The organism is Bradyrhizobium sp., assembly GCF_049519115.1.
Taxonomy (GTDB): domain Bacteria; phylum Pseudomonadota; class Alphaproteobacteria; order Rhizobiales; family Xanthobacteraceae; genus Bradyrhizobium.
The window spans coordinates 93877-110132 of sequence record NZ_JBEKRB010000023.1 but is presented as its reverse complement, the minus strand read 5'-3'; the positions used below and the strand labels follow the sequence as shown (position 1 = coordinate 110132).

The window sequence follows — 16256 nt, the reverse complement described above, 5'->3', positions numbered from 1 at the left end:
GCATCGAAGCCCGATCGGTCTCGCCATTGCAGGCATTCCTCACGGAAAGTATTTGCGATAGATCGCCTGAAACGCCTCGGTCTGCTTGAATTGCTTCAGTGCGTTCGAGAACGCATCGACAAAAGCGGGCGAAACGCGCGTCTTGCTGAAACAGACAAGATAGATGGCTTCCCCTGCGCTGCGGGTCAATATAGGCTGAATCTTACCTGATGCCCCAGCGCGGCGATATACCCCATCCCAACCGCGAGATTCACCTGTGCGTAGTCGACGCGGCCGGCCGCGAGCATTTGAAGGCTCATGGCCGGGCCCGACGTTTCGACCATTTGTCGGGATGCTCGCGCAAGAACGTTCGCAGCTCGGGCGACAGGTAGCTGCCGGCGGCGACCGCAAATTGGTGTCCAACGAGATCGTCGAACGACGAGAACTTCAGCCTCGCGGCGTCGGCTGTACGCACAAACAAGACCCACCGCACCCGACTCAGCGGCTCGTCTGGAAAGCGGCAGAACTGCGTTCGCTCGTGGGTGCTGACCAAGCCGAATATTCCGTCGCGCTCGCCACTTTCAATCATCGCCAAGCCGCGGGCCAACGGGAATTCTTCGAAGGAGGCATCCCGGCCGATGGCAGCGAAGACCTGCTTGACGACTTCAACGCTGAATCCCGGCGCACTTTCGTTGTTCAGGTCCTCGTAGGGCGGCAAATGATCAGTGACGAGCCGCAATGGCTCCGCCGTCGCTGCCCATCCGCCAAGCGCCCAAACGACGGCAATTGTCGCGCACAGAAGGCCTCGAAATCCGACCATTCCTGCCATGGCCCTCACGGAAAATATTTGCGGTAGATCGCCTGGAACGCCTCGGTCTGCTTGAATTCCCTCAAGGCGCTCGAGAACGCATCGACAAACGCCGGATCAACGCGCGCCTTGCTGAAACAGACGCGATAACTGTCTTCCATCGCGCTGCGGGACAATATCGGCTCTATCTTGCCGGATAGCCCCATGGCGGCGATTTCCCGCTTTCCGACGGCAAGGTTCACGATCGCGTAGTCGACGCGGCCGGATGCCAGCATGCTGAAGACCATAGCGGGATCCGCCGTATCGACGATGTTGCCGTGATGCTCCTGCAAGAACTTCCGCAACTCGGCTGACATGTACACGCCGGGGAGTGGTCCGGGCATCGCGATGTCATGTCCGACGAGATCGTCGTACGAGGAAAACGTCAGCCTCCCGGCGTCGGCCGTTCGTATGAAGAAGACCCACCGCTCCCGCGTCAGCGGCTCGTCCGGAAAGGAGCAGATCCGCTCTCGCTCGCCGGTCCGGACCACGCCGAAAATCCCGTCGCGCTCGCCACCAGCAACCATTGCCCAGCTACGCGAAAACGGGAATTCTTCGAACGAGGTTTCCCGGCCCATGACAGTGAAGACCTGCCGCAGCACCTCGACGCTAAATCCCGGCGTTTTTTCATCGTTCAAATCCATGAAGGGCGGCAGGGAAAACGTGACAAGCCGCAACGGCTCGGTTGCCAGTGCCCGTCCGCCGAGCATCGAGACGATGATCATCGCAAGACAGAAAAAGCGCCGAAACCCGAACGGTCTCGCCATCATCGGCATCCCCATCGCGCCGATGGTTGCACGATAGTGTCGGAACGGGAACTATGCGATGGTATAGGTCTCCGTGTGATGCAAACAGGGCACAGCAGTCGTATTTGCGCCAGTTGTATGCGCTTGTCGCCGCAAGGGTGAGTTTTTGCAATTTGAAGCGACACACGCCGGCAAGGACGGCGGCCGATCCGATCGCGGATCACCGACGCTGAGGCGCATCCCCACGGCATGGCGTTCGTTGCCTGGCCGCCTCGGCGGTCTTGGATGGCGTCTTCTCGTCCGTGTCCTGTTCTTTAGCTCAGTGATCACGCTGCTTCTGACATTGCTACAGCTCTACTTCGACTATCGCCGCGACGTCCAGGCTATCGATCTGCGAATGTCCGAGATCGATAGCGTCTATAGTCGAAGCCTCGGCGACGGCCTCTGGCGGCTGGACGCGCGCCAGCTTCGATTGCAGGTCGAGGGAATACTTCACCTGCCCGATATCAGCTACGTCGAACTGCGCGAGGCCACCGATCGTGCCGTACCCGCCCCCTTCGTGGTGACCGCCGGCTCGCGCCAGGCCAACGCTCCCATGCGCCGCGAGTTCAGAATCATATATGCGGATCACGGCCCCGAGCAGTTGCTCGGCATTCTCGTGGTCGAAGCCACGTTCGAACCGGTCTATCGCCGGCTTGTCGACACCGCGGCGGTCATCATGGTCAGTCAGGCGATCAAGACGTTCGTGGTTTCCTTCTTCATCCTCCTTATTGTCCACCGGCTGATCACACGTCACCTCACCGCGATAGCAACATCGCTCAGGGGATACGATCTTCGCGGTTCACACCTGCCGCTTCGACTGGCGCGGCATTCGCCTCGGCCCGCGGATGAGCTTGACGGTCTGGTCGGAGCGTTCAACCAGATGTATTCGGGGCTGCAAGCAGCCTACGGCGATCTCAGGGAACGAGAGGCGAAGATCCGGCGCCTGGTCGATTCCAACATTATCGGAATCTTGATCATAGATCTCGATGGCCAGATCATCGAGGCCAATGACGCGTTCCTTCGAATGGTGGGATACGATCGGGAGGACCTCGTCGCGGGCCGTGTGCGCTGGACTAATTCACCGCCGGAGTGGCGCGAAGCCGACCCGGCGCGTGTTGAAAAGGTGAAGACAACAGGGGCTTTGCAGGCATTCGAGAAAGAGTATTTCCGCAAAGACGGCAGCCGCATGCCGGCGCTGGTCGGCGTAGCGCGCATCGAGGAAGCTGAAAACCAAGCTGTCGCCTTTGTCGTGGATCTGACCGAGCGAAAGCGCGCCGAGGCCGAACTGGCGCACGCGAACCGTGTCGCGACCATGGGCCAACTCTCGGCGTCCATCGCCCACGAAGTCAACCAGCCCATCGCTGCCACACTGATGAATGCCGGAACTGCCCTGCGCTGGCTCGCCCGCCAGCCGCCAAATTTGGAAGAGGCCACGCAGGCGGTCGAGCATATTATCAAAGACGGCAAGCGGGCCGCCGATATTGTGAGCCGGATTCGTAACTTCTCCAAAAATGCGCCGGCGCAGAACGGAGACCTCGAGATCAACGAAGCCATTTTGGAGATTATGACACTGGCCCGTGCCGCGGCGTCGCAGCATGGCGTTTTCGTGAAAATGCAGCTGTCAGAAGGGCTGCCGCCCATCGTGGGGGACAGAGTCCAGTTGCAACAGGTCATCCTCAACCTGATCATGAACGCCATTGAAGCGTTGAGCGAAGTTGGGGAAGGATCGCGCGAGTTACTGATCAGCAGCAGTGAGGGCGAGTCGGGCGGTGTGCTTGTTGCGGTAGCAGATTCCGGTCCGGGACTGCCTCACACCAATCCTGAGCGAATGTTCGATGCCTTTTACACGACCAAGGCAAGTGGCTTGGGGATGGGATTGTCGATCTGCCGCTCAATCATCCAAAACCATGGGGGGCGGCTCTGGGCGATGCCGAACCAACCTCACGGCGCCGTCTTTTACGTGATGCTGCGGACCCGGGAAAAATCGCTTGAGAACCTGGAGTCGTCTGAGGCGTAGTCGCGACCCGATATGACAGGCTCGGTTGCGCGACACGCAGCTCGAGCGAAATCTTTTGTGCGGCGCCCAGTGGAGTGGATCTGACGTTCGCCACCCACTTGACCACGAGTCCGGAAAGCGAACGTCAAATCCTAAATTCCACTAGAAGCATATGCTTGCTGGCGGTCCTGTGATTCTAACACTCGCAAAAGTGCCCGCCGAGAAGGGATGCGAATATTAAAATCGGGCCACTAGGCCTGTGAACAACGGGATCAACGGGGATATCAAGGACACCGCCGTTGCGTCACGTCTGGGGCGATGGCTTAGTAGGGTCATCTTACGGAGATGGGAAACCACCGCGGACGGATCGGGCAACAGCTCGCGACTGCCCCGATAAGCAGCGGCTTCCGATCAGTATGGGCCGGGAGATAGGCCCCCGGATACGACGTCCTGAGATCGCCCGTTTAAATGTGAGGCTGCCGTGAGACAGGAAAGGCCGTCCGGGAAACCGGGCGGCCTTTTTCTGTCTCGTTCTTTGCCTCGGTTTTATCCAGAAAATCTTCGGCAGCTGGCGGGCTTCGAGTTCGGGGCGCATTCCAGGGCGTGAAGTCGGACATCGCGCGTGCGTCAAAGTGCCGTGGGCAGCAACGCAGGGGAACTCTGTCTGCGGCCGCGGCTTGTTCCCAACCCGGACAAAAGTCAGCCGCGCATGATCGATGATCTCTGGTACAAGAATGCCATATTTTATTGTCTGTCCGTCGGCACCTATATGGATGCCAACGGAGACGGTGTCGGTGATTTCAAAGGGCTGCTGCGCCGGCTGGACTATCTGCAGGGTCTCGGTATCACCACAATCTGGCTGATGCCGTTTCAGCCGTCACCGGGCAAGGACGATGGCTACGACATCGCCGACTATTATGGCGTGGACCCGCGGTACGGCACGCTCGGCGATTTTGTTGAATTCACCCATGGCTGCCAACAACGCGGCATCCGCGTGATCATCGATCTCGTCGTCAACCACACATCCGACGCCCATCCGTGGTTTCGCCACGCTCGCAGCTCGAAGGATTCGCGATACCGTGATTGGTATGTCTGGTCGGACAACAAGCCGACCAACGCCGACAAGGGGATGGTGTTTCCCGGCGTGCAGAAATCGACGTGGACGCGCGATAAAGAGGCCAAGGCCTGGTACTTTCATCGCTTCTACGACTTTCAACCTGACCTCAACACATCGAATCCGCAGGTGCAGGCCGAAATTCTTAAGGTCATGGGATTTTGGACTCAGCTCGGTGTATCCGGCTTTCGCATGGATGCGGTCCCGTTTGTGATCGCCACCAAGGGAGCGAAGGTCAAAACCCCGGTCGAACAATACGACATGCTGCGGTCGCTCCGCGAATTCCTGCAGTGGCGGCAAGGCAACGCCATCATTCTCGGCGAAGCCAATGTGAAGCCGAAAACCGACATGGAATATTTCGGCAAGGCCGGCGATCGCATGCAGATGATGTTCAACTTCCACGTCAACCAGCATCTGTTTTATGCGATGGCATCCGCCGATACCCGCCCGCTCGCCGCCGCTCTCAAGGCAACCAGAACCCGGCCCGCCACGGCGCAATGGGGATTATTCCTGCGCAACCACGATGAACTCGACCTCGGCCGTCTGACCAACGCGCAGCGCCAGACGGTGTTCGAGAAATTCGGTCCCGACAAGAACATGCAGCTCTATGACAGGGGAATTCGACGCCGGCTGGCTCCGATGCTCGGAGGCGACCGGCGCCGGCTCGAATTGGCCTATAGCCTGCTCTGCACGTTGCCGGGCACGCCGGTGATCCGGTACGGCGACGAAATCGGCATGGGCGATAATCTCGATCTGCCCGAACGCAATTGCGCGCGCACGCCCATGCAGTGGTCGACCGAGCCGAACGCGGGCTTCACCGAAAGTGACAAACCGGCTTCGCCGGTGATCGACAAAGGTCCCTACGGCTATGAACACGTCAATGTGGCCGTGCAGCGCCGCGATCCCAACTCTCTCTTGAACTGGACCGAGCGCATTATCCGGATGCGCAAGGAAGTTCCCGAGGTCGGCTGGGGAGACTTTCAGGTCATCGCCCACCGCGATCCGGCTGTCTTGATTTTGCGCTACGACTGGCGAAACAATTCTGTGTTGTTCGTGCACAATCTCGATGAGAAGCCGCGTGAGGTTTCGTTCGCGACCGGACTTTCAGGCGAAGGCGGAAAGCTTTTGGTCAATCTGCTGGCGGAAGACCACAGCCACGCCGACGATGACGGCAAGCACCACCTGATGCTGGAAGCCTATGGATACCGATGGTACCGCGTCGGTGGCCTGGATTATCTGCTGAAGCGAACAGATATCGACACGGATTCGACGGGCAAGGCCAGTCATCCGGCTTAGCCGTTGGAGTCATTGAGGATGACGCCCTCATTGCCGCGCAGATCAACCGCGCCCTCGATTTTCTCGCGCTCCCTGTCGAGGAAAGTCGAAAGCAAAATTGTTCCACCCAGCCCAGCCATTTTTTCCGACGCGATCGACACCGGCTGGTCACCCAGGTTGAGTACGATCGTCACCGAACCGCCATCGCGTTCCCTGCGGTAAATCAGCAGGTCGCCTTCGGCTGCGACCGGCACGTAATCGCCCCATTGCAAAGCCGGCAGCTTTCGACGCAGTCCGATCAGCGCCTTGTAGAGATTGAGAATCGAACGAGCATCCGCGTTGAGATTGACCACGTTTTCATGAATAGAATCCTCGGCAACGGGCAGCCAGGGGATCGACGTCGAGAAGCCCGCATACCGTGTCGCGTCCCATTGCATCGGCGTGCGGCAACCGTCTCGCCCGACCCCGATATTCGGGACATTTATCTCGAAGGGATCGCGCACTTGATCCGGCGCAATTGCCACTTGTCGCATTCCGATTTCGTCGCCGTAGTAGAGCGTCGGCGTTCCGCGCAGCGTCAACAGCAGCATTGCGGCTACGCGCGCCTGCGCGTGTCCGACCCGGCTCGCCACGCGCGGACGATCGTGATTGCCGAGAACCCAATTCGGCCAGGCGCCGGGCGGCAATGCGGCTTCGTAGTCATGGATGATTTTCTCGATCGCACGCGCATTCCATGGTGCCGACAGCAGCGCAAAATTGAACGGCAACTGAGCGCCTCCAAGGTTCTTGCCGTAGTATGCGACCAGACGCTCGGGTGGCAGATAGATTTCTCCAATCAGAACGCGGGAATCGAATTCCTCCGTCACGCGCCGCATCTCCGCGATCACGTCGTGAACTTCAGGTTGGTCGGTGGAATGAATTGGCAGAATTCTCTCGTGCGGTGGGCGCCCCTCCCGAAACGCCGGGTTGGGAGGGTTGTCGCGAAACTCGGCATCCTTGATCAGGTGCCAGATCACGTCGACGCGGAAACCGTCGACCCCTTTCCGAAGCCAGAAGCGCATCACATCGTAGATCGCCTGGCGCACAGCGGGATTGCGCCAATTCAGGTCCGGCTGTTGCGCCAGAAAGGCGTGGTAGTAGTATTGCCCTGTCGCGGCGTCGTACTGCCAGGCACTTCCTCCGAATTCCGAAAGCCAATTGTTCGGCGGACCGCCGTCTAGTGCCGGATCACGCCAGATGTACCAGTCGCGCTTGGGGTTCTGTTTCGAATGCCGGCTTTCGACGAACCATGGATGCTGGTCAGAGGTGTGATTGGGTACAAGGTCGAGTATCACTTTCAGGCCGGCCGCGTGCGCAGCGTCCAGCAAGGCCTCCAGATCGTCCATCGTGCCAAACAGCGGGTCCACGCCGCTGTAGTCTGAGATGTCGTAGCCGAAGTCGGCCATCGGCGAGGGAAAGATCGGCGACAGCCAGATGGCATCAACGCCAAGCGTCAGCAAATAGGGCAGGCGGTCGATGATGCCCTTGATATCGCCGACGCCATCGGCGCTGGAGTCCTGAAACGAGCGCGGGTAGATCTGATAGAAAACGCCGCGTTGCCACCAGGGCCCGACACTCTCAGCCATTTCAAAGATCAATCTTCAGCTTGTGAAAGTCCGAACCGCAGGCGGCAGAGTTCGAGGAGTGCAGCTTGCGAGTTGCCCGTCCCGCCAGCCGTACCTCGTGCAAGAGCAAATGTCTGTCGGTGCCCGAGGTTCCGCTCTAACCCACGCGGCTTCTTCCGGGATTTTCGGAGGCAAACCCGCCGCTAACGAGGCGGCAGCGTATCGAGAAGCGGCGCTGCGAAATAGACGACTTCATAGCCGGTCCCAGCCGAGTTTTCGCTCGGCGCGTCCTCCGAGACGATGGTCCGGGTAAACTTCCAGTTCTGCGTATCGACGCCGACCGCGGCGACAACCGTGCCAAGCCGCCCGGCAATGTCTCGATTCCGTTCAATCTCGATCTTGCATGCGTGCGGCAGGTCCGCATCCAGGAGGATGTCGACGGCTTCCTTGTAAGCGAAGCGTGCGGCCTGGCCATGTCCTCTGATCGCGTCGAGGCCGAATGTGGTCTCGATACCTGCACGACCGAAGGTGTCCGTGACGACGTCGTATTTGCCGGTCGTCACAAAATCGCGGAAGGCTTCGTCCTGGCGCCACAGTTAGAGTGAGGAGTAGTTGTTGGCGATCGCCCCGTAGCGGCCGCGTTCGCGCAGCAAAAATCCCTTGAAATAAAGCTCCGGCGTTTTGTCCCACAGAGGGCCGCGTTCCCTGGCGCGGGTTCGGATCTGCGCCATGTCGCGGTTGACCGGCAGGCGGTGTGCGTAGTGCGCGATGATCATTGATGATCTCCGTAAGGCGTCTCGAATGGAGCTGGTCTCCGGCGCGCGGCCGAGAACTAATCTCCTGGGACCTCTGATGTAGCGGGTCATTGACCATTGTAAAACGATATGAAATAGCATTTCAGTTTAAATGGATGGCCGCCCGTAAAAGCGCTGGATGTTGAGGCCGTGCAGGCATTCGTCCTGGCGGTGGATCTGAAGAGCTTCACCCGCGCGGCCGAGGTGATGAATACGACGCAATCGGCGGTCAGCCTGAAAATCAAACGGCTCGAGGACGGGCTGGGCAAACGTTTGCTGGAGCGCACGCCGCGCCTCGTCCGCCTGTCGGCGGAAGGAAACGCATTCCTTGGGCCGGCCCGCGCCCTTGTCGCCGCCCATCAGGGCGCGCTCGGTTCGTTCGGTGTGGCGCAGCGGCGGCTTATCGTCGGCATCAGTCATCACATCGTTGGCGCCGAATTGCCTGGCCTTTTGAAGCGCATGATCAGCGCGGCGCCGGAGCTTGTGATGGAGATGCGGGTCGCCTCGTCGCAACAGGTTTTCGAAGAGTTCGACGGTGGTGCTCTCGACGCTGCGGTCGTTCTGCGGCGCAACAACTGGCGCCGCGCCGGTGAAGTCGTTCTCAAGGAAGAATTCGGCTGGATGGCTGCGCCCGACTTCGAATATCCCGCCGGTGGAAAGCTGCCGCTGGCGACCCAGGCTGAACCTTGCGGTGTCCGCAATATGGCCGTGACCGCGCTCGATGCCGCCGGGATTCTGGACTGAGGTGTTCGTCGGCGGCGGCGTCGCTACGATCGGTGCCGCCGTGTCGGCGGGTCTTGGCGTGGCCGCGCTCGGCCGGCGCGTAGCGCCGCCGGGCACGATCGACATTGGTCCGAAGCTTGGCCTTCCACGGCTGCCGTCGCGGGACGTGATGCTGTATTCAAACGCTGCCGATCGGCAGGCGCGCGGTTTTCTGCGGAGCCTGGTGACGGCCATCCGCTCAACGACGGCAAGATGAGATTCGTTGATCTCACGGAAACTCGGTGCTGGGCTCACCCGGCCGGATCACTGTAAAGACCAGAAATCGGCGCGGTATCTTTGCATCGGGGTTGCGCGCAACCCGATGTGGCAGGTCGATCGGCTGGGACCAGTGATCCCCGGGGTGAAAGCGCTTGACGTCGTCCTCGCCGCAAGCGCTTTCGGCCGTGCCCTCCATCATATAGACGAAGCTCGGCCCGGGGTGATGGTGCACGGCGGTTGGGTGACGAGATTTAAGCGCATCTCCAGATCTGTTCCAGGGATCGGACGGCGTTCAAGCTCCTGCGTGGTCATTCCATTGGCGTTCCCTTTTGCAGCCTCCGCCGCGCTGGCGGCATCAACACCAAAGAACGTTGCGGCAAATATTGCAGCGATGCTGATCGCCGCGTGCAGAGGACGATAAGTCAGTGGCATGGTGGCACTCCCGATGTTGATCATGAACCACGCTCAGATACTGGGCGGTCCAATGTTCAACAACGCAAGGGCGGATGTTTCAGTGATTGCAATCCGCAATGGTGGTTGTTGCGCGAGCAAGATGCGCCGAATGGAACTTCCTCGCGTGCAACAAACAAGGCCCCTCGTCACACGAGCCGTGCCGCCGCCCGCCGGTTGGCGGCGGTCCGATATTCCCGCCCCGCAGGGTTGCGTTGCTGCAAGCGCGCCAGCACGTCGAGCGGTGCGGCGTCGGGCGAGCCTGACGTGAACGGCGGCGCCGGATTATATTCGAGCCGAAGCTGAATCATTTCCGCGGTCGACCGGTCGACGAGGTGTGAGACCAGCGTCAGCGCGAAATCGATTCCGGCCGTGACGCCGCCGCCGGTGATGCGGTTGCGATCGACGCAGACCCGCGTCTTGGTCGGCTGCGCCCCGTACGGTCCAAGATATTCCATCGCGGTCCAGTGCGTGGTCGCCTTGTATCCCTTCAATAGACCGGCGGCGCCGAGAACCAGTGATCCCGTGCAGACCGACGTGACGTATTTCGCGTGTGCCGATTGCGAACGCACGAAATCAAGCACCTCCTCGTCATTGACCATGTCGTCGGTGCCGGCGCCGCCGGGAACACAGATCACGTCGAGCGGCGGGCAATCGGCAAAGCTCGTGGTTGGCGACACCGTCAGCACGGTGTCGCTTGCGACCGGCTCGATGCGTTTCCAGAGCAGATGCACGGTTGTGTCAGGCAAGCTCGAGAACACCTGCAAGGGGCCGGTGAAATCAAGCTGGGTCACCTTTGGAAATACGACAATTCCGATCTGAAGCGGGTTCGGCATGGAAGCGTGCCTTTCGAGGGTTTGGCTTGACGCTTGTCTTGCATGATGTTCTCATGTCGTAAATGGCATATTTCCCTCATTTTCGGACATAGAGGGTTTTGAACATGATCGGCGTCCTGGTATTTCCCGATTTCCAGTTGCTCGATGCATCGGGCCCGATCTCGGTCTTCGAGATTGCAAGCCGGATTGCCGGCCGTCCTGCCTCGATCCGGGTGCTCGCGGAGGTGCCGGGCGGCGTGCGCTCTTCATCCGGCGTGGAATTGCTGGCGCGCGGCTTGCGATCGGCAGGGACACTTTCGACGTTGATTGTCGCCGGCGGCGAGGGGGTTATCGCGGCATCGCGATCGGCTAAAATACTCGCCTTCGTGCGCGCGGCGCAGCGGCGCGGCGTTCGGATCGCGAGCGTCTGTTCGGGCGCCTACATTCTTGCCGAAGCGGGGCTCTTGGATGGCCGCCGCGCCACCACCCATTGGCGCCGCACGCCGCATTTTTTGTCGACCTATCCCAAGGTGAAACTGGAATCCGACCGGATCTTCGTCCGCGACGGCGAGATCTGGAGTTCGGCGGGGATCAGCGCCGGCATCGACCTGGCGCTTGCAATGGTGACTGAGGATTTCGGCGAGGAAGTGTCGCGGCAGACCGCGCGCCAGCTCGTGCTCTATGACCGGCGCAGCGGCGGGCAATCGCAATTCTCGTCACTGCTGGAGTTGAAGGCGCCGACCGGCCGCTTCGGCCCCCTGTTGAGCTGGGCGCGCGAGCACCTCGACGCACCGCTGACGGTCGAACATCTGGCCGAGCGGGCCGGCATGAGCTCGCGTCATTTTACCCGCGCCTTTGTTGCCGAGACCGGCACCACGCCTTTCAAGGCGGTGGAGCGGCTGCGGATCGAGGTGGCGCGGCAACGGGTGCAATCCTCAAGCGAGGCGATCGAGCGCGTGGCGCATTCAACCGGCTTTCGCGATCCCGAACGGATGCGCCGTGCGTTCATCCGTGCGTTCGGCCAGCCGCCGCAATCACTGCGGCGCGCCGCGCGGGCCGGTTAGTTACGACTTTTATTCGATTGCGGCACGATCGGCTTTGCTGACGGCGAGCGATCGCTTCTCAACATAGCAAGAACGCGATAGAAACAGCATCGAAGGATCAATAGCGATTAGACGCTAAAGCAGGGGAGAGAGTCATGAAGCGATCTGTATTCTCCGCGATTTTGATCTCTGCAGCAGTGGTCGTCATCTTCGGCGGCAACGCGATTTTGGCCCAGGACAAAGCCAAGGACAAGTACACTCTGGAAGTGCCGGGCGGCCTCGCCTTCGCTGAGTTCAGAGGATACGAAAGCTGGCAAGTCATTGCCGTCAGTGAGAACGGGGGCAAGATCGCCGCGATCCTGGGAAATCCCATCATGATCGACGCCTTTAAGGCGGGCGCGCCCGGCAACGGCAAGCCATTTCCGGACGGTGCCATGATGGCGAAAATCCATTGGACCCCGAAAAAGCAGGAGACGTACCCAGGCCAACCATTGGTGCCGGGGACCCAGCACGACATGGATTTCATGTTGAAAGACAGCAAGAGGTTCGCCGACAGCGGTGGATGGGGATATGCCGAGTTCGAGTACGACGCCGCCTCCGACACGTTCAGGGCTGGCACTTTGACCGACAGTCCGCCGCAGGCGAGCGATGCCAAGTGCGGCTACGCGTGCCACACGGTGGTGAAGGCACGCGATTACGTCTTCACCGAATACGGGCATCGCTGAACAGCGGATCGTCATCGTCCGCTTGATGTCGCCGCCACGACAGGCATCGGCCTGTACGAAGCAAAAGCCTGATGGGAGCCGATCATGAATCACGACGGCAACGATTACCAACGCATCTCACGCCGTGTGGCGCTCTCCGGCGCCGCGGCTGCGCTCGGCGCGGTTGCAATCTCTACGGCGGTGCCGCAAGCAGCAGCGCAACAGAAGATCAGCCAGGCTGATGCTACATATCAGGGCACTCCGAAGGGCGGGCAACACTGCGACGGTTGCGCCAATTTTCAACCGCCGAACGCATGCAAATTCGTTCAAGGCAATGTCAGCCCGAGCGGCTGGTGCCAGCTGTTTACCCCGAAGAGCTAACCTCTCGCGGACATTTTCGGCGCCGAGTGTGTAACGGGCCACGCTTGTCGGCGTGGCCTACCACGCCGATTTCCCACCAGCGCGCGGTCTGCCTACGGCGTTGCCGCGGATCAAGATCGCCCAATTCTGGCACGAGCGCTATCTCGACGCCGGCCGTCGATGGCTGAGAAGCCTCTCCTTCGATCTGTATTCTCGCACCGCGCGGTAATTGGGCCGCGAACCACGCTACCTCAGGGCTTCACGCTTACCCAGCCGGTGCACGAATGGCTTGAGTAACTGTGGCGTCAGCTAAATCGGAAATTGCGATAGCGCGAAGTAGAGCCACGTCGTTCCGGCAAGATGCCGTCGGTCGCCGCCAGCATCAGTCGCCCGAGCGCCATCGCTCGTTCATAGCCGGCCTTGCGAAAGATCAGCGCGGTGACGCCCATCAGCGCGAAGAAGACCGCAAAGGCGAGCAACGTCAATTTCAGCGCGCGGACGGGATCGGCCCAAAATCCGCCCGCCACATTGCCCATCACCGCGGAGACAAAGACAAACAGAAATATCACCGTCATCCCGTCGATCAGGCGGGCGTGCCGTTTGATCGCGTCGCTGCCGGCGCTCCAGCGGATGGCGCTGGCGGCACACAGCGACCCCTCAAGGATCGCGAGCAGCTTCAGCCCGAGCGCGAACGGGGAGAGCGTCAGGGCCGAGCCGAGAAAAATGTAAGCGAACAGCGGTGCGGTGACGGGGACGAGAGTGGTGTCGATCACGAGTGTGACCAGCACGAGTGTTGAATCGAGCCCCATCACGGCCGCAAGTGCCGGCGCGGCCATCATGGGAGAGGCCACGGCCTGCAGCATCAAGGCGAGATAGAGATCCAGCGAACGCAGATCGACGCCGGTCAAGCGCCAGATTCCCCCGGATATCAAGGGCACCGCGAGCACGGTCCAGCCGGTCGCGGCAAGCACGAGGCCGGGTCGCCGCAAATATTCCCGCAGTATGCCGAGATCGACGCGCAGGAACGAAACACAGAGCAATAGGAAGATCGCTTCGGTGACATAAGGCCTGAGCAGTTCGCCGGCCGGTGGCACGGCGATGCCAATGAACACGAGTGCGGCAATCGCCCGCGTTCCTTGATTGCCAAGCCAGACCAGCGCGGCCGCTGGAAAGGCGACGATATGAGTGAAAGTCGCGGACATATGGCTGAAGGCTGAGGGGAGATGCGCCTCGACGGAAAGTTCAGGCGCAAGCTTGTTGCACTGGCAACATGCGGCACGTGCTTCGTGCCACCAAGTAACATCTCGTTACGGTCTATTGCCAGAAGACGCGCGCCGTCGACTGCAGTGCAGCATTAAAAACTCATTTGCACTCATCGCCCGTGACCGTCATAGTTTTGCAAAGCGAGAGAGCCCAGTTTCAAAGAGGCCTGATGATTTAACGGGAGGCTTCGCTATGGACGACATCGAGAAGCGTGTCATCGGCAAGGTCATGACGCGGCTCATTCCGTTCCTGATCTTGTGTTATTTCGTGGCCTATCTCGATCGCGTCAATGTCGGCTTCGCCAAGCTGCACATGAACCAGGCGCTCGGTCTGAGCGAAGCCGCTTTCGGACTTGGCGCGGGATTATTCTTCGTCGGATATTTCCTGTTCGAAGTGCCCTCCAACATCTTCTTGGAAAAAGTCGGCGCGCGCGTCTGGATCGCACGCATCATGATCACCTGGGGGATCGTTTCGGCGGCCTTCGCCTTCATCCCGTCGATATCGTCAGCGACCGGAATTCCGACGACGGGTGTTTTCTATTCGCTCCGTCTGCTGCTCGGCGCCTGCGAGGCCGGCTTCTTTCCGGGCATCATCTTCTATCTGACCCTGTGGTTCCCGGCCGTGTACCGCGCCCGGGTCATCAGCCTGTTCATGCTGGCGATTCCGATTTCGTCGATCATTGGATCTCCGATTTCCGGGCTGCTGCTCGGCGTGACCGGCTGGGGTCTGGAAGGCTGGCAGTGGCTGTTCATTCTTGAGGCTTTGCCGTCGGTTCTGGTGGGCATCGGCGTCCTGATCTATCTGACCGATTTCCCGAGCCAGGCCCGCTGGCTGCAACCGGATGAGATAGCCTGGCTCGAGAACGTTCAGGCCACCGAGAAGCGGAATAAAGAGAAGGTCGAACACCTGTCTTTGTGGCAGGCGCTCACCGATGTCAGGATTCTATTGTGCGCTCTGGTTTACTTCTGCCTGAACGCCGCAAGTTACGGCGTGGCGTTTTTCCTGCCCACCATCATCAAGGGGTTTGGCGTCAGCGACACCCAGACCGGATTGCTGGCGGCGCTGCCCTTTGTTTTCGGGGCCATCGGCATGGTGTTGCTCGGCCGCCATTCCGACCGGACCATGGAACGAAAAGGCCACGTCGCCGCGGCACTTTTGATGGCCGCCGTGGGCGTCGGATTGGCCGGTCTCATTTCCAACCCGATCATGGTCATGGCGTTGCTTTGTTTTGCGCAAATAGGCATCTCCGCGGTGCCTCCGATGTTCTGGCCGCTGCCGGCGAGTTTCCTCACCGGGGCATCGGCCGCGGCCGGCATCGCCGCGATCAACTCGCTTGGAAATCTTTCCGGTTTCGCCGGTCCCTACGCGATGGGCTACCTGAAGGATTTGACCGGCAGCTTCACGGCTGGTCTTTTATTGCTGGCGGGTTGCGCGCTGATAGGCGCTATCGTCGTGGCGATGCTGCGGATCGACGCAAGGCGCGAGCAGTTGTCGGGCGAAGTTGCCATGGCGCACTAGAAGCCGATGATGCTCGGCGGGGTTATCACGCCTGATAGTTGAGGAGCGTCGACGAAAGCGAGCTTGTCGCTGTCGTGGTGCCATTCGCACCATAGGAGAGAGATTGGGCGTCCTGAAGCTGTTTCAGGAAATCCTGCAGGACGTTGCTCAACGAGTTGCTGTCGGTGGACGAACTGTCTGTCGATGAAGAATCCGTTGAAGAAGAGCTGTCGAGCAACTGTTCGAGTGCCGAAGCGCTTGAAGACGACGCGCTTGAACCGGACGGCGGCGGGCCGGGAGGAGGTCCGCCAAACCCCTGCGAACCACCTGGGCCGCCTTGTCCGCCCGAGCCACCCGGACCATTACCGAAGGTGTTGCTGAAGAGGTTCTGCAATTCCGAGGCCTGATCGCTCGTCAGTGCGCCACTGGAGACCTGGGCCTGGATCAGGCTGTTGATCTTGGATTTGATGTCGCCGGGACCGTTGTCTCCGGTACCACCCGCGGCTTGCGAACCGGACGAAGACTGATCGGCGGTCAGCGAATTATTGATGCTCGTGAGAGCCGAAGACAGCGCCGACTCGTCGGATGAGCTTACGGTACCAGCCGACACTTCGGACTGAAGTTCTGCTTCCAACTGCTGAAGCGGGCTGCTGTAGGTGTACTGACTCGATCCGAGCGATGAAACTGACGACATCCAATGTTCTCCGCTTAAAACCTGCGGTGATCCTTGGATGAGTATGGTTAAC

Annotated in this window: 16 protein-coding genes and 2 pseudogenes; 8 read left to right on the top strand and 10 right to left on the bottom strand. The window is 60.3% G+C overall.

Annotated elements, in window-relative coordinates; translation table 11 throughout:
- Nucleotides 1-39 precede the first annotated feature (39 nt).
- The 3 genes from ABSE61_RS18815 to ABSE61_RS18805 form a co-directional block, all read right to left on the bottom strand.
- Nucleotides 40-189, bottom strand: a complete 150-nt coding sequence (locus ABSE61_RS18815) for a hypothetical protein (protein ID WP_423872628.1) — start codon at nucleotides 187-189, stop codon at nucleotides 40-42.
- 106 nt (nucleotides 190-295) lie between these two features.
- Nucleotides 296-808, bottom strand: a complete 513-nt coding sequence (locus ABSE61_RS18810; protein ID WP_423872627.1) for a substrate-binding periplasmic protein — start codon at nucleotides 806-808, stop codon at nucleotides 296-298.
- A gap of 5 nt (nucleotides 809-813) precedes the next feature.
- On the bottom strand, nucleotides 814-1596 hold the full coding sequence (locus ABSE61_RS18805) for a substrate-binding periplasmic protein (protein WP_423872626.1): 783 nt from the start codon (nucleotides 1594-1596) through the stop codon (nucleotides 814-816).
- Between the two features lie 235 nt (nucleotides 1597-1831).
- Here ABSE61_RS18805 and ABSE61_RS18800 point away from each other — a divergent pair, with 235 nt between their 5' ends.
- On the top strand, nucleotides 1832-3631 hold the full coding sequence (locus tag ABSE61_RS18800; protein WP_423872625.1) for a sensor histidine kinase: 1800 nt from the start codon (nucleotides 1832-1834) through the stop codon (nucleotides 3629-3631).
- 688 nt (nucleotides 3632-4319) lie between these two features.
- The gene (locus ABSE61_RS18795; RefSeq protein WP_423872624.1) at nucleotides 4320-6020 is read left to right on the top strand and encodes an alpha-amylase family protein; all 1701 of its coding nucleotides are present in this window, start codon (nucleotides 4320-4322) and stop codon (nucleotides 6018-6020) included.
- Here the strand turns inward: ABSE61_RS18795 and ABSE61_RS18790 are convergent.
- On the bottom strand, nucleotides 6017-7624 hold the full coding sequence (locus ABSE61_RS18790) for an alpha-amylase family glycosyl hydrolase (protein ID WP_423872623.1): 1608 nt from the start codon (nucleotides 7622-7624) through the stop codon (nucleotides 6017-6019). The two genes, ABSE61_RS18795 and ABSE61_RS18790, sit on opposite strands and share 4 nt — an antisense overlap.
- Nucleotides 7625-7806: 182 nt before the next feature.
- A pseudogene (locus ABSE61_RS18785) lies at nucleotides 7807-8379 on the bottom strand (DUF4865 family protein).
- 168 nt (nucleotides 8380-8547) lie between these two features.
- Between ABSE61_RS18785 and ABSE61_RS18780 the strand changes: the two are divergent.
- The gene (locus ABSE61_RS18780; RefSeq protein ID WP_423872622.1) at nucleotides 8548-9141 is read left to right on the top strand and encodes a LysR family transcriptional regulator; all 594 of its coding nucleotides are present in this window, start codon (nucleotides 8548-8550) and stop codon (nucleotides 9139-9141) included.
- Nucleotides 9119-9376 carry a type 2 periplasmic-binding domain-containing protein gene (locus ABSE61_RS18775; RefSeq protein WP_423872621.1) on the top strand — a complete coding sequence of 86 codons (258 nt, stop codon included), beginning with the start codon at nucleotides 9119-9121 and terminating at the stop codon, nucleotides 9374-9376. Before ABSE61_RS18780 ends, ABSE61_RS18775 begins: the two co-directional genes overlap by 23 nt.
- A gap of 12 nt (nucleotides 9377-9388) precedes the next feature.
- Here ABSE61_RS18775 and ABSE61_RS18770 read toward each other — a convergent pair whose 3' ends face one another.
- The 3 genes from ABSE61_RS18770 to ABSE61_RS18760 all read right to left on the bottom strand — a co-directional run bounded on the left by ABSE61_RS18770 (nucleotide 9389) and on the right by ABSE61_RS18760 (nucleotide 10664).
- Entirely contained in the window at nucleotides 9389-9574 is a 186-nt protein-coding gene (locus ABSE61_RS18770; protein WP_423872652.1) for a cupin domain-containing protein, read from the bottom strand.
- The gene (locus tag ABSE61_RS18765; protein ID WP_423872620.1) at nucleotides 9574-9834 is read right to left on the bottom strand and encodes a hypothetical protein; all 261 of its coding nucleotides are present in this window, start codon (nucleotides 9832-9834) and stop codon (nucleotides 9574-9576) included. The genes ABSE61_RS18770 and ABSE61_RS18765 overlap by 1 nt, the downstream gene beginning before the upstream one ends.
- Nucleotides 9835-9977: 143 nt before the next feature.
- Complete coding sequence (locus ABSE61_RS18760; RefSeq protein ID WP_423872619.1) at nucleotides 9978-10664, bottom strand: DJ-1/PfpI family protein; 687 nt, start codon at nucleotides 10662-10664, stop codon at nucleotides 9978-9980.
- A gap of 104 nt (nucleotides 10665-10768) precedes the next feature.
- Here ABSE61_RS18760 and ABSE61_RS18755 point away from each other — a divergent pair, with 104 nt between their 5' ends.
- The 3 genes from ABSE61_RS18755 to ABSE61_RS18745 all read left to right on the top strand — a co-directional run bounded on the left by ABSE61_RS18755 (nucleotide 10769) and on the right by ABSE61_RS18745 (nucleotide 12771).
- Nucleotides 10769-11707 (top strand): GlxA family transcriptional regulator, encoded by a 939-nt coding sequence (locus ABSE61_RS18755; protein ID WP_423872618.1) that lies wholly within the window; start codon nucleotides 10769-10771, stop codon nucleotides 11705-11707.
- A gap of 134 nt (nucleotides 11708-11841) precedes the next feature.
- Nucleotides 11842-12411: a cytochrome P460 family protein gene (locus tag ABSE61_RS18750; protein ID WP_423872617.1), complete on the top strand. Its 570-nt coding sequence runs from the start codon at nucleotides 11842-11844 to the stop codon at nucleotides 12409-12411.
- Nucleotides 12412-12495: 84 nt separating this feature from the next.
- The gene (locus ABSE61_RS18745) at nucleotides 12496-12771 is read left to right on the top strand and encodes a high-potential iron-sulfur protein (RefSeq protein ID WP_423872616.1); all 276 of its coding nucleotides are present in this window, start codon (nucleotides 12496-12498) and stop codon (nucleotides 12769-12771) included.
- A 291-nt stretch (nucleotides 12772-13062) separates the two neighbouring features.
- Here ABSE61_RS18745 and ABSE61_RS18740 read toward each other — a convergent pair.
- Nucleotides 13063-13952 (bottom strand): annotated as a pseudogene (locus ABSE61_RS18740) (Na+-dependent transporter); the annotation flags it as partial.
- A 253-nt stretch (nucleotides 13953-14205) separates the two neighbouring features.
- Here ABSE61_RS18740 and ABSE61_RS18735 point away from each other — a divergent pair.
- A complete protein-coding gene (locus tag ABSE61_RS18735) occupies nucleotides 14206-15531 on the top strand; it encodes an MFS transporter (RefSeq protein WP_423872615.1) in 1326 nt (441 codons plus the stop codon).
- A 25-nt stretch (nucleotides 15532-15556) separates the two neighbouring features.
- Here ABSE61_RS18735 and ABSE61_RS18730 read toward each other — a convergent pair whose 3' ends face one another.
- On the bottom strand, nucleotides 15557-16204 hold the full coding sequence (locus ABSE61_RS18730) for a hypothetical protein (RefSeq protein ID WP_423872614.1): 648 nt from the start codon (nucleotides 16202-16204) through the stop codon (nucleotides 15557-15559).
- Nucleotides 16205-16256 lie beyond the last annotated feature (52 nt).

What these genes read in the sequence shown, in the direction of transcription:
- ABSE61_RS18810 (WP_423872627.1), bottom strand. Translation starts at nt 808, where the DNA reads ATGGCAGGAATGGTCGGATTTCGAGGCCTTCTGTGCGCGACAATTGCC.
- ABSE61_RS18805 (WP_423872626.1), bottom strand. Translation starts at nt 1,596, where the DNA reads ATGATGGCGAGACCGTTCGGGTTTCGGCGCTTTTTCTGTCTTGCGATG.
- ABSE61_RS18795 (WP_423872624.1), top strand. Translation starts at nt 4,320, where the DNA reads ATGATCGATGATCTCTGGTACAAGAATGCCATATTTTATTGTCTGTCC.
- ABSE61_RS18790 (WP_423872623.1), bottom strand. Translation starts at nt 7,624, where the DNA reads ATGGCTGAGAGTGTCGGGCCCTGGTGGCAACGCGGCGTTTTCTATCAG.
- ABSE61_RS18775 (WP_423872621.1), top strand. Translation starts at nt 9,119, where the DNA reads ATGCCGCCGGGATTCTGGACTGAGGTGTTCGTCGGCGGCGGCGTCGCT.
- ABSE61_RS18770 (WP_423872652.1), bottom strand. Translation starts at nt 9,574, where the DNA reads ATGGAGGGCACGGCCGAAAGCGCTTGCGGCGAGGACGACGTCAAGCGC.
- ABSE61_RS18765 (WP_423872620.1), bottom strand. Translation starts at nt 9,834, where the DNA reads ATGATCAACATCGGGAGTGCCACCATGCCACTGACTTATCGTCCTCTG.
- ABSE61_RS18760 (WP_423872619.1), bottom strand. Translation starts at nt 10,664, where the DNA reads ATGCCGAACCCGCTTCAGATCGGAATTGTCGTATTTCCAAAGGTGACC.
- ABSE61_RS18755 (WP_423872618.1), top strand. Translation starts at nt 10,769, where the DNA reads ATGATCGGCGTCCTGGTATTTCCCGATTTCCAGTTGCTCGATGCATCG.
- ABSE61_RS18750 (WP_423872617.1), top strand. Translation starts at nt 11,842, where the DNA reads ATGAAGCGATCTGTATTCTCCGCGATTTTGATCTCTGCAGCAGTGGTC.
- ABSE61_RS18745 (WP_423872616.1), top strand. Translation starts at nt 12,496, where the DNA reads ATGAATCACGACGGCAACGATTACCAACGCATCTCACGCCGTGTGGCG.
- ABSE61_RS18735 (WP_423872615.1), top strand. Translation starts at nt 14,206, where the DNA reads ATGGACGACATCGAGAAGCGTGTCATCGGCAAGGTCATGACGCGGCTC.
- ABSE61_RS18730 (WP_423872614.1), bottom strand. Translation starts at nt 16,204, where the DNA reads ATGTCGTCAGTTTCATCGCTCGGATCGAGTCAGTACACCTACAGCAGC.